Annotated in this window: 8 protein-coding genes and 1 riboswitch; of the genes, 1 reads left to right on the top strand and 7 read right to left on the bottom strand. The window is 71.3% G+C overall.

Annotated elements, in window-relative coordinates:
* Positions 1-34: 34 nt before the first annotated feature.
* Positions 35-766 carry a ZIP family metal transporter gene (locus ACGFY9_RS07775; RefSeq protein WP_393752866.1) on the top strand — a complete coding sequence of 244 codons (732 nt, stop codon included), beginning with the start codon at positions 35-37 and terminating at the stop codon, positions 764-766.
* An 11-nt stretch (positions 767-777) separates the two neighbouring features.
* Here ACGFY9_RS07775 and cobI read toward each other — a convergent pair whose 3' ends face one another.
* Genes cobI through ACGFY9_RS07740 form a run of 7 tightly spaced genes read right to left on the bottom strand, consistent with a single transcriptional unit; the run spans position 778 to position 11741 of the window.
* Positions 778-1524, bottom strand: coding sequence for a precorrin-2 C(20)-methyltransferase (gene cobI / locus ACGFY9_RS07770; protein WP_393752865.1), 747 nt, complete (start codon positions 1522-1524; stop codon positions 778-780).
* Positions 1509-2945 carry a cobyrinate a,c-diamide synthase gene (locus tag ACGFY9_RS07765; protein ID WP_393753364.1) on the bottom strand — a complete coding sequence of 479 codons (1437 nt, stop codon included), beginning with the start codon at positions 2943-2945 and terminating at the stop codon, positions 1509-1511. Before ACGFY9_RS07765 ends, cobI begins: the two co-directional genes overlap by 16 nt.
* Before the next feature lie 16 nt (positions 2946-2961).
* On the bottom strand, positions 2962-3561 hold the full coding sequence (cobO, locus tag ACGFY9_RS07760) for a cob(I)yrinic acid a,c-diamide adenosyltransferase (protein WP_393752864.1): 600 nt from the start codon (positions 3559-3561) through the stop codon (positions 2962-2964).
* Positions 3561-5621, bottom strand: a complete 2061-nt coding sequence (locus ACGFY9_RS07755) for a putative cobaltochelatase (RefSeq protein WP_393752863.1) — start codon at positions 5619-5621, stop codon at positions 3561-3563. The genes cobO and ACGFY9_RS07755 overlap by 1 nt, the downstream gene beginning before the upstream one ends.
* Positions 5618-9271, bottom strand: a complete 3654-nt coding sequence (gene cobN, locus ACGFY9_RS07750) for a cobaltochelatase subunit CobN (protein WP_393752862.1) — start codon at positions 9269-9271, stop codon at positions 5618-5620. Before cobN ends, ACGFY9_RS07755 begins: the two co-directional genes overlap by 4 nt.
* Positions 9268-10803 (bottom strand): cobyric acid synthase, encoded by a 1536-nt coding sequence (locus ACGFY9_RS07745; protein WP_393752861.1) that lies wholly within the window; start codon positions 10801-10803, stop codon positions 9268-9270. The genes cobN and ACGFY9_RS07745 overlap by 4 nt, the downstream gene beginning before the upstream one ends.
* A complete protein-coding gene (locus ACGFY9_RS07740) occupies positions 10800-11741 on the bottom strand; it encodes a cobalamin biosynthesis protein (RefSeq protein WP_393752860.1) in 942 nt (313 codons plus the stop codon). Before ACGFY9_RS07740 ends, ACGFY9_RS07745 begins: the two co-directional genes overlap by 4 nt.
* Positions 11742-11840: 99 nt before the next feature.
* A riboswitch (cobalamin riboswitch) is annotated at positions 11841-11983 on the bottom strand.
* Positions 11984-12197 lie beyond the last annotated feature (214 nt).

The following is a 12197-nucleotide window of genomic DNA, read 5'->3' as shown; positions in this document are numbered from 1 at the left end:
CGCGAACAGGGGTTGATCGGATAGCAAGGGGACTATGGCGGTCTTCGTCGCGCTCGGCGCGTTCCTGATGACGCTGGCCGGCGGCTGGACGGCACAGCGCGTGACCGACCGCCGTCATCTCGTCCTGGGCCTGGCCGGCGGCCTGATGCTGGGCGTGGTCGGCCTCGACCTGCTGCCGGAGGCGTTGCACGCGGCGGGCCGCGAGGTCTTCGGCGTACCGGCCGCCCTGTTGCTCTTCGTGGCCGGCTTCCTCGTGGCCCATCTGGTCGAACGCCTGCTCGCCGCCCGCCAGGCATCGCACGGAGCCGAGGAGAACAACGGCCGCGCGCCCGAGGTGGGCCTCACAGCCGCCGCCGCGATGGTCGGCCACAGCTTCATGGACGGTGTCGCGATCGGCGCCGCCTTCCAGGTGGGCGGCGGCATGGGCACGGCGGTCGCGCTCGCGGTCATCGCCCACGACTTCGCGGACGGCTTCAACACGTACACGATCACGAGCCTGTACGGCAACGCCCGCCGCAAGGCCATCGCGATGCTGGTCGCGGACGCGGCGGCCCCGGTGGCGGGCGCCGCCTCGACGGCCTTCCTCACCATCCCGGAGGCCCTGCTCGGCGGCTATCTCGGCTTCTTCGGAGGCGTGCTCCTCTACCTCGCCGCCGCCGAGATCCTCCCCGAGGCCCACCACGAACACCCCGCACCCGCGACCCTGCTGTGCACGGTCGCGGGGGCGGCGTTCATCTGGCTGGTGGTAGGCCTCGCGGCGGCCTGATCTACGACCGGTCACAATTTGCCGCCCCGCCCGCCCTCACGCCGCGCGGGCGCGATGAGCGTCGACAGATAGGGCAGCGGCTCCCCGTCCAGTTCGGCGGCGGGCCGGATCGACTCCTCGGGCAGCCCGAGCGCCGACCCCCACACCGCGTCCCCGATCCGCCCGGTCTCCCTGAGCGCCTCGGCGACCTCCGCCGCCTGCCGCCCGAACTTGTACGCCACAACGGTCCCCGGCCCGGCGAGCGCGTCCTTGAGCACGGCGGCCCCCGCGGTCACGGGCACGAGCGTGAGCGGCTCGGTCCCCTCCGTGAGTACGGCCCCGGACCGCGCGGCGAGATCCTGCATGGCGGTGATCCCGGGCACGGTCTCCACAACGACCCCCGGCACCAACTCCCCGATGGTCAGGGCGAGATAGGTGAAGGTGGAGTAGACGTTGGGGTCCCCGATGGTGGCGAACGCGACGATGCCGTGCGCGCCGAGCAGCCCGGCGACCGTTGCCCCCGCGGCATCCCAGGCGGCCTCACGCCGAGCCCGGTCGGTCCGCTCGTTCAGCGCGAACACAACCCGCAGAACCTTCTCCTCGGGCACGTAGTGCAGAACGGTGGCCTCGGCCCGCCCCCGCTCACCGCTGTCCATGACCGGCACCACCACGACATCGGCGGCCCGCAGAGCATTGACACCCTTGACGGTCACCAGCTCCGGATCGCCGGGACCCACCCCGACTCCGATCAACCTGCTGCTGCTCATGACGTCCGGCACCTCTCCACGAACCGACGGGCCACACCGGGCTCGGCCGCCCAGTGCGTGTGCAGATAACTCGCGTGCACACCCTGTTGTACGAAACCTTCGACCCGCCGCTCAGGGGCGCGAACCCCCCAGGCGGGAGCCGCCCCCGAGCCGGGCTCGACGACGGTCCGATGAAACTCGTGCCCCCGCATCCGCGTCCCGGCCACGGCCAGCACACTGTCGCTCAGCGCGACGGCATCCCGATACCCCAGAGTCAGCCGCTCGCTCATCCGCGCGGACGCATCGAGCACCCCGCACATCGGCATCCCGTCCAACTCCCGGCACAGGTAGAGGAGTCCGGCACATTCGGCGGCGATGGGCGCCCCACTCTCCGCGAGGGCGGCAACGGCTTTGCGCAGAGGCTCATTGCCGGACAACTCCGCGGCGTACACCTCCGGGAACCCGCCCCCGATCACCAACCCGCGTGTCCCGTCCGGTAGTTGTTCGTCATGGAGCGGGTCGAACACGACGACTTCGGCACCGGCCGCGGTGAGGAGTTCGGTGTGTTCGGCGTAGGAGAAGGTGAAGGCTGCTCCGCCGGCAACGGCAATTTTTAGCCCGTCCGGCGTTTGAGGACGAGGCCGTTCAGGCCGATGGGGGTCTGGGGGCGCAGCCCCCAGGGACGGGACGGGTAGGGGCGGAGGGGGCGAAGAAGCCAAGGCCTCAGCCGCATCCCAAGCCGCACACGACAACGCCCCCGCACTACGCGCCAGCGCGAACAACCCCTCAAGATCACACCCGGCGGACACGTGCGCCCCCATAGCCGCAACAGCGTCCACCGCCGCGGCCTGCCGCTCGGCAACCGGCACCAACCCCAGATGCCGAGAAGGCGTATCCACCTGAGGAGCCCGCCGCAACACCCCCAGCACAGGCACCCCCGCCGAGTCCAACGCCTCCCGCAACAAGGCCTCATGCCGATCGGACGCAACCTTGTTGAGGATCACGCCCCCAACCCGCACTTCCGGATCCCAGGAAGCAAACCCATGCACCAACGCGGCAACAGACCGAGACTGCGAAGAAGCGTCGACGACGAGAACGACCGGCGCCCGCAGCAACTTCGCCACATGCGCCGTGGACGCCAACTCCCCTTCCCCCGCAGCCCCGTCGAACATCCCCATCACACCCTCGACAACAGCGAGATCACACCCGCGAGCCCCATGTGCGAAGAGCGGCCCGACCAACTCCGGCCCACACAGATACGCGTCGAGGTTCCGCCCCACCCGCCCGGTAGCGAGCGCGTGATACCCGGGATCGATGTAGTCCGGCCCGACCTTGTGCGGAGACACGGCAAGCCCCCGCGAGGCGAACGCGGCCATCAACCCCGTAGCAACGGTGGTCTTACCGCTACCGGAGGACGGCGCGGCAATAACCAACCGAGGAACGGAGGAGGACAAGGAAGTCACGACAGCTTCACCACTCGATACCCCGCTGACCCTTCTGCCCGGCGTCCATGGGGTGCTTGACCTTGGACATGTCGGTGACGAGGTCGGCGTACTCGACGAGCTTCTCGGGCGCGTTCCGCCCGGTGATCACGACATGCTGCGTGCCCGGCCGGTCCCGCAGCACGGAGACGACCTCATCGACGTCGACCCACCCCCAGTGCATCGGATAGGCGAACTCGTCCAGCACGTAGAACTTGTAGGTCTCGGCGGCAAGATCCCGCTTGACCTGCTCCCACCCTTCCCGCGCCTTCTCCTCGTTGTCCATCTGGGAGTCGCGCTGAACCCACGACCACCCCTCGCCCATCTTGTGCCAGTCGACGGACCCGCCCTCGCCGGAAGCCCCCAGCACCCGAAGGGCGTTCTCCTCGCCGACCTTCCACTTCGCCGACTTGACGAACTGGAACACCCCGATCGGCCACCCCTGATTCCAGGCCCGCAAGGCGAGCCCGAAGGCAGCGGTCGACTTGCCTTTCCCAATTCCCGTATGCACAACGACAAGTGGCCGATTCCGCCGCTGACGAGTCGTCAATCCGTCATCCGGTACGACACTTGGCTGCCCCTGCGGCACTACGCGGCCCTCCTCGAAGCAAAACCCGACCCCGAACCCGAACGCCCTTGATTCCCCTGCACATCCCGCACGAGCCCGGCGATCGAGTCGGCCCGCAACTCGTCCAGCGTCACCGCCGTACCCTCCAGCTCACCGGCCAACTGCCCGGCCAGCCCCAGCCGTACGGGCCCCGACTCGCAGTCGACGACCACGGAAGCGACCCCGTCGGCGGCGAACAACCGCGCCGCCCGCCCGGCGAGCGCGACCGGCTCGGGCCCACCGGTGGCCCGCCCGTCGGTCACCAGGACAACCAGCGCCCGACGGGCCGGATCCCGCAACCGCTCCACCCGCAGCACGTCATGCGCCTTGAGCAACCCGGCGGCAAGCGGCGTCCGCCCACCCGTCGGCAACGACTCCAGCCGTACGGCGGCGGCGTCCACGGAGGAGGTCGGCGGCAGCGCCACATCGGCAGCCGAACCCCGGAAGGTCACGAGCCCCACCTTGTCCCGCCGTTGATACGCGTCGAGCAGCAACGACAGCACAGCCCCCTTCACCGCACTCATCCGCTGCCGCGCCGCCATCGACCCGGACGCGTCCACGACGAACAGCACGAGGTTGCCCTCACGCCCCTCCCGCGTCGCCTGCCGCAGATCGTCCCGCCGCACGACCAGCCCACGCCCGGACCGCCCGCGCGCCAGCTGATGCGGAGCGGCCGCCTGGATGGTCGCCGCCAAGTGCAGCTTGGTGAGCGCCCCTTGGGGCCGCCTGGCCCCGGTGGTCCGCCCGTGCTCGGTCCGCGCCCGGGAACGCCGCCCGGCGGCACCCTCGCCGAGACCCGGCACGCTCAACACCTTGGTCCGGAAGGGCTCGGAGGCCTGCACGGGCTGCTGCTCACCCGAGCCCGCGCCCGAAGGCTGCGGTTCCCCGCCCTCCCCGGCCTCGGGCTGCGCACCGGTGTCGCCACCCTGAGGCCCATCGGAATCCGACTCGGGCTGCTGCCCGCCACCCCCACCGGACCCGTCAGGACCGCCGTCCGGATCCGGATCGTCGTCCTCGGACTGCGGCTCCGGCTCCGCGAACTCCTCCAACGTCTCGTCGAGCTTGTTCTCGTCAAGTCCCGGAGCATCGAAGGGATTTCGCCGTCGCCGGTGCGGCAGCGCGAGCAACGCGGCCTGCCGTACGTCCTCGGCGAGTACGTCGGTCCGCCCGGCCCACGCGGCCAGCGCGGTCGCCGTACGGGCCATCACGATGTCGGCCCGCATGCCGTCGACCTCGAAGGCGGCACAGGTCGCCGCGATCTGCCGCAGCGCCCCGTCCCCGAGCCGCACGGACGGCAGCAACTCCCGCGCGGCCACGATCCGTTGGCGTACGGCGGACTCCTCGTCCGCCCAGCGCACGGTGAACCCGGCGGGATCGTCGTCGTAGGCGAGCCTGCGCCGGACCACCTCGACCCGCTGGTCGGGCTCCCGCGAGGCCGCGACCTCGACGGTCAGGCCGAAGCGGTCGAGCAACTGCGGTCGCAGTTCGCCCTCTTCGGGGTTCATGGTTCCGACGAGCAGGAAGCGTGCGGCGTGCCGGACGGAGACGCCTTCGCGTTCGACGTACGACGCTCCCATCGCCGCCGCGTCCAGCAGCAGGTCGACCAGGTGGTCGTGGAGGAGGTTGACCTCGTCGACGTAGAGGATGCCTCGGTGCGCGTCGGCGAGCAGGCCGGGCTCGAAGGCCTTGACGCCCTCGGAGAGCGCCCGCTCGATGTCGAGGGCGCCGACGAGCCGGTCCTCGGAGGCGCCGACCGGCAACTCGACCATGCGCGCGGGGCGTTGGGCCCCGGGCCCGGTCTCGTGCGGCCCGTCCGGGCAGGCCGGGTCGGGCGCGGCGGGGTCGCAGGAGAAGCGGCAGCCGGGCACGACGGCGACCTCCGGCAGCAGCGCCGAAAGCGCGCGCACGGCCGTCGACTTGGCGGTGCCCTTCTCGCCGCGCACCAGCACACCGCCGACCGCCGGCGACACGGCGTTCAGCAGCAGCGCGAGCCGCAGATCGTCCTGGCCGACAACGGCTGTGAACGGAAAGGGAGTTGTCACTGGTCGTCGCCCTCCAGGTCGCCTTCGAGCTCCAGGTAGGTGGCCCGCAGTCGTTCCAGCGTGTCCGCGTCCGGCTCGGCCCACAGGCCACGCTCGGCCGCTTCGAGCAGCCGTTCGGTGATGCCGCGCAGCGCCCACGGGTTGGACTTCTTCATGAAGTCCCGGTTCTCCGGGTCGAAGACGTACTCCGCGCTGAGCTTCTCGTACATCCAGTCGTCGACGACCCCAGCCGTCGCGTCGTAGCCGAAGAGGTAGTCGACGGTCGCCGCCATCTCGAAGGCACCCTTGTAGCCGTGCCGCCGCATCGCCGCCATCCAGCGCGGGTTGACGACCCGCGCGCGGAAGACGCGGTGGGTCTCCTCGCCCAGCGTGCGGGTCTTCACCTGGTCCGGGGTGGCGGAGTCGCCGACGTACGCCTCGGGGGAGGTGCCGGTCAGGTGCCGGACCATGGCGACCATGCCCCCGTGGTACTGGAAGTAGTCGTCCGCGTCGACGAGATCGTGCTCGCGGGTGTCAACGTTCTTCGCCGCTACGGCAATTCGCTTGAACGCCGTCTCCATGTCCCCACGCGCCTGCCGTCCGTCCAGCCCGCGCCCGTACGCGTAACCACCCCACACGGCGTACACCTCGGCGAGGTCCGCGTCGCTGCGCCAGTTGCGCGCGTCGATCAGCGGCAGCAGGCCGGCGCCGTACGCGCCCGGCTTGGAGCCGAAGACGCGGGCCGTGGCCCGGCGCCGGTCGCCGTGCTCGGCGGTGTCCTCGTCGGCGTGCTTGCGGACGTAGTTGGACTCGGGCGGCTCCTCCAGTTCGGCCACCGCCCGTACCGCGTCGTCGATCAGCCCGACGACGTGCGGGAACGCGTCCCGGAAGAACCCGGAGATGCGCACCGTGACGTCGATGCGCGGCCGGCCCAACTCCGTGACGGGCACGATCTCGAAGCCGGTCACCCGGCGCGAGGCGTCGTCCCAGACGGGACGGCAGCCCAGCAGCGCGAGGATCTCGGCGATGTCGTCACCCTGGGTGCGCATCGCCGACGTACCCCACACCGTGAGGCCGACGGACGTGGGGAACTCGCCGTTGTCCTGCAGGTAGCGCTGCACGAGAGAGTCGGCCAGCGACTGTCCGACCTCCCAACTCAGCCTGGACGGAATGGCCTTGGGGTCGACCGAGTAGAAGTTCCGGCCGGTCGGCAGGACGTTGACCAGACCGCGGGTCGGGGAGCCCGACGGACCCGCCGGGACGTAACCCCCGTTCAGCGCCAGCAGGATGTGGTCGATCTCGTCGGTCGTGCGGGCGAGCCGGGGCACGACCTCGACGCAGGCGAACTCCAACACCGCGACGGCGTCCGGGAGTTCGGTGCCGATAACGGCACGGACGAGCGCCGGGACCGCCGTGACCTCCCACTCCTGGGACTCCATGCCCTCCGCGAACCGGCGGCACAGCTGCTCCAGCAGATCGATCGCGTCGGCGGCGGAACGGGCGGGCCCGTCGACCAGTTCGGTCAGCTCCACCGGCACCTTCACCGGCGCGCCCGGTTCGGCCAGCAACTCCTTCTCGACCAGGCCGAAGTGCTGTGCCAGCGCGGCCCGCAGCCCCGGCAGGGCGTTCGCCTGCCCGCCCCACACCTGCGAGGCGCGCAGCACGGCCAGCACGAGGTTCACGCGCGCCTCACCGACCGGCCCGCCGCCGAGGATGTGCAGCCCGTCGCGGATCTGCACGTCCTTGATCTCGCACAGATAGCCGTCGATGTGCATCACGAACTCGTCGAACGCCGCGTCGTCCGGCTGGTCGTCCACATGCAGGTCGTGGTGCAGCTCGGCCGCCTTCACCAGCGTCCAGATCTGCGCGCGCACGGCCGGCGCCTTCGTCGGGTCCAGGTCGGACACGAGGGCGTACTCGTCGAGGAGTTGCTCCAGCTTGGCCAGGTCGCCGTACGTGTCGGCACGTGCCATCGGCGGCACGAGGTGGTCGACGACCGTGGCGTGCCCGCGCCGCTTGGCCTGCGTCCCCTCGCCGGGGTCGTTGACGATGAACGGGTAGATCAGGGGGAGTTCACCGAGTACGGCGTCGGGCGCGCAGCCGCTGCTGAGCCCAAGTCCCTTGCCCGGCAGCCATTCCATGGTGCCGTGCTTGCCCATGTGGATGATCGCGTCGGCGCCGAAGCTGTTGTCCAGCCACCTGTAGGCCGCCATGTAGTGGTGCGACGGCGGCATGTCGGGGTCGTGGTAGATCGCGATCGGGTTCTCGCCGAAGCCGCGCGGGGGCTGGATCATGACCACGACGTTTCCGAACTGGAGGGATGCCAGCACGATGTCGTCGCCGTCGACGTAGAGGTTGCCGGGCGGTTCGCCCCACGCGTCCAACATGCCCTGCCTGAGGTCCGGTTCGAGCTTGTCGAACCAGGCCCGGTAGTCGGCGAGCGGCACGCGCGCGGGCGCGGCGGCCAGTTGCTCCTCCGTCAGCCACTCCACGTCATGGCCACCGGCGTTGATGAGCCGATGGATCAACTCGTCCCCGTTGTCCGGGTGTTCATCGACCCCGTACCCGGCGTCCCGCAGAGCATCAAGCACCCGGATCGCCGAGGCGGGCGTGTCCAGGCCGACCGCGTTGCCGACCCGCGAGTGCTTCGTCGGATAGGCGGTGAAGACGACCGCGAGCTTCTTCTCGGCGTTCGGCTTGTGCTTCAACTTAGCGTGCCGTACGGCGATTCCGGCGACCCGCGCGGCCCGCTCGGGGTCGGCGACGTAGACCGGGACGTCGTCGGGGCCTTGCTCCTTGAAGGAGAACGGGACGGTGATGAGCCGCCCGTCGAACTCCGGGATCGCGACCTGCATCGCCGCGTCCATGGGGGAGAGGGCGGCGTCGGACTCGTCCCAGGCCGCCCTGGACGTCGTAAGGCAAAGTCCTTGCAGCACAGGGACGTTGAGGCCGGCGAGCGCGCCGATGTCCCAGGCTTCCTCGTCGCCGCCGGCCGATGCCTGCGAGGCGTGCGTGCCGCCGGCGGCGAGGACGGTGGCGATGAGCGCGTCGGCCTTGCCGAGGATCTCGTACAGCCCGGAGTCGGCGCCGCGCAGCGAACCGCAGTACACGGCAAGGGCGTTGGCGCCCTTCGCCTCGATCTGGTCGCAGAGGGTGTCCACGAAGGCGGTGTTGCCGCTGAGGTGATGCGCCCGGTAGAAGAGCACGCCGACGGTCGGTCGTCCCTCGACGAAGGCGCGCTCGCCGTGGACGCCGAACTCGGCCATCTTCTGCGGCTCTTCGAAGCCCTCGCCGGTGAGCAGCACGGTGTCCGAGAGGAACCGGGCGAGTTCGGTGAGGTTGTCCGGCCCGCCCTCGACGAGATACCTGAGCGCCTCGGCGACGACACCGGCCGGTACCGACGACTCGGCCATCAACTCCGCGTCGGGGACGGTCTCCCCGCCCAGCAGCACGGTCGGAATCCCGGACGCCTTCAGCGCGGCGAGCCCGTCCTCCCAAGCACGCTTGCCGCCGAGCAGTCGTACGACGGCGACGTCCGCGCCCGCGACGAGCGCGGGCAACTCGGCTGCCACGTCGACCCGGTTCGGGTTGCCGATCCGGTACGCGGCGCCGGAGGCCCGGGCCGCCAGTAGATCCGTGTCGGCGGTCGACAACAACAACACTGTGCTCATGCGGGCGCTCCCGGTGGAATGAAAGGCAGTCCTTGCGGCGCGCCGGACTCGATGAGTCGCCAGAGCGCGTCCGTGTCCGCGTGCTGTTCGATGAGGTCGCCGAGCCGGTCGAGCTGCTCCTCGCGCAGCGCGGCGAACGAGGTGTCGGGCGCCGGCACGAACCGGCGCCCCGCGGCGGCCGCCACCTCGCGCAGGAACGCCCGCCGGAAACCGTCCGACTCCAGCGAGCCGTGCCAGTGGGTACCCCAGGTCTGACCGACCCGGCACCCGTCCAAGCTGTGTCCATTGTCATCAGAGATGAACCGATCCCCGCCGGTCAGTTGGGCGATCCCGTGATGGATCTCGTACCCCTCGACATGCTCGCCAAGGGCTTCGCCCACCGGCCGGGTGAGGGTCTTCTCGCGCGCGAACCGCACACGCAGCGGCAGCACTCCGAGCCCGTCGACCGCCCCCTGCCGGCTCTCGACCTCGTCGTCGATGTGCTCGCCGAGGATCTGGAAGCCGCCGCAGATGCCGAGGATCGGCCGTTGCTCGGCGGCCCGGCGGACGAGGGGGTCGGCGAGGCCGCGCTCCCGCAGCCACTCCAGCGCCTTCACCGTCCCCCTGGTCCCGGGGATCACGACGAGATCCGCGTCGGCCAACTCCTCGGGCCGGTCCACGAACCGCACCACCACGCCCGGTTCGGCTGCCAGCGCGTCCACGTCCGTGAAGTTGGACATGAGGGGGATCGCGCAGACGGCGACCCGCAGCACGTCCTCGCCGACCGGCGGCGCGGTGTTCGACTCGCGCACGGTGCCGCGCAACGAGATGCGCAGACCGTCCTCCTCGTCGATCCCGAGGCCATGCCGGAACGGCAGCACGCCGTAGGTCCGGCGCCCGGTGAGGCCGAGCAGCATCTCCAACCCCGGTTCCAGCAACGACACATCACCGCGGAACTTGTTGACGAGGAACCCGGCGACGAACGCCTGGTCCTCGGGGCTCAGCAGCGCGACGGTCCCGAAGAAGGAGGCGAAGACGCCCCCGCGGTCGATGTCCCCGACGACGAGAACGGGCAGTCGGGCGTTGCGGGCGATGCCCATGTTCACGATGTCGGTCCGCCGCAGATTGATCTCGGCGGGCGAACCGGCCCCCTCACAGATCACCGCGTCATACGTGCCCCGCAACTCGGCGAGACAGTCCAACACGGTCCCGAGCAGGGCCTCTTGCCGCCCGCCGTGATAGCCGCGGGCACTCATCTCGCCAACAGGCCTGCCCATGAGGACGACTTGGCTGGTGCGGTCGCTGCCCGGCTTAAGCAGCACGGGATTCATCAGCGCGGTCGGCTCGATCCGGCACGCCTGCGCCTGCATGGCCTGCGCCCGCCCGATCTCGGCGCCCTCGCGCGTCACGAACGAATTCAGGGACATGTTCTGCGCCTTGAACGGCGCGACCTTCACGCCCTGCCGCACCAGCCACCGGCAGATCCCGGCGGTCACGACACTCTTGCCGGCGTCCGAGGTGGTCCCGGCGACCAGCAGCCCGCCGCCGCTCATGACGCCCGCCCCTTCACCAGCAGCCGCCCGGCGACACTGACCCCGAGCGCGAGCAGACCGACGCGCCGGGACAGCCGTACGGCACGCGCGATGTCCCCTACGGCGACGGGGCGCCCGTCCCCGTTGAGCACGGGCCGGTGCTCGACCCGGCCGCCGTAGGAGAGCGTCCCGCCGAGGCGCACGCCGAGGGCTCCCGCGAAGGAGGCCTCCACGGGACCGGCGTTGGGACTCGGGTGCTTGCGGGCGTCGGTGCGCCAGGCGCGGGCGGCGCCGCGCGGGTCGCCGCCCGCGACGGTCGCGAGGGCGGCGGTGAGACGGGCGCCCGGCCAGCCGGCCACGTCGTCGAGGCGGGCCGAAGCCCAGCCGTAACGGCGGTACTTGGCCGACTTGTGGCCGACCATCGCGTCGAGCGTGTTCACGGCCCGGAATCCGAGCAGGCCCGGAACACCCGCGATGCCACCCCAGACCAGGGCGCCCACCACCGCGTCGGACGTGTTCTCGGCGACGGACTCGACGACGGCCCGGGCGATCCCGTCGGCGTCGAGGGCGTGCGGGTCCCGCCCGCAGAGGTGCGGCAGCCGCGCCCGAGCGGCATCGATGTCCCCTGCCTCCAGCGCCCGCCCGACGACCCCGGCCTCACGGGCGAGGGAGGTCCCGCCGACGACGGCCCAGGTGGCGGCGGCGGTGAGGGCGGCAGAGGCCGTACGGGACGGTCGTAGGGCCGAAGTTGCTACGGCGGCGAGGGTGACGGTGCCACCCACGCACACGGTGGTGTGCAGGGCGCCCCAGCCTCGGTGGTCGCGCCACAACACCCGTTCCACGGCACCGGCGGCACGGCCGAACGCGGCGACCGGATGCCCGCGGCGGGGATCGCCGAGCACGTGGTCGCCGAGGAGACCGGCGGCGGCGCCGTACGCGAAGACGCGATCGGCACGCATCGGGTCAGCCGATCGCTGGGTCGGACACTGCGCGGGTACGGGACCTCGAACGACAGCCGAGCATGGCGATATGTCCTCACTCAGGGTGTCCACGCCCTGGTTCGACGAGACCGGCGGTGAGAGTTCCTGGCTCCCGGGGCTACCTACCCCGGTGACAGTGGCGGGACCGCGCCGGATTCACACCGGCTTCCTCTCCTGCCGCCGTATATGGCTCCGGCAGTCCACCATGCTGTTGGAAGGGCCGTCAACTTGCTGTTGACCTGCGGGGACGGAGTGTGCTGATGCCCACACGCGAGGGGTCGGAGGGGTCACGCGGACGTGGGGGGGGGGGGGGGGGGGGGGGGCCGCGCCCCCCCCCCCCCCCCGCGGGGGGGGGGGGGGCGGGGGTTAGGCGGGGGCGCGCCCCCCCCCGGGCCCCCGGCGGCCCGGCCCCCCCCCCCCCCGCCCCCGCACCCC

Source organism: Streptomyces sp. NPDC048504, assembly GCF_043200035.1.
Classification (GTDB): Bacteria; Actinomycetota; Actinomycetes; order Streptomycetales; family Streptomycetaceae; genus Streptomyces.
This window is presented reverse-complemented; position numbering and strand designations above follow the sequence as displayed.

Excerpts from the sequence above, each read along its gene's own strand:
- ACGFY9_RS07745 (WP_393752861.1), bottom strand. The coding sequence starts at position 10,803 with ATGAGCGGCGGCGGGCTGCTGGTCGCCGGGACCACCTCGGACGCCGGC.
- ACGFY9_RS07740 (WP_393752860.1), bottom strand. The coding sequence starts at position 11,741 with ATGCGTGCCGATCGCGTCTTCGCGTACGGCGCCGCCGCCGGTCTCCTC.
- cobN (WP_393752862.1), bottom strand. The coding sequence starts at position 9,271 with ATGAGCACAGTGTTGTTGTTGTCGACCGCCGACACGGATCTACTGGCG.
- ACGFY9_RS07775 (WP_393752866.1), top strand. The coding sequence starts at position 35 with ATGGCGGTCTTCGTCGCGCTCGGCGCGTTCCTGATGACGCTGGCCGGC.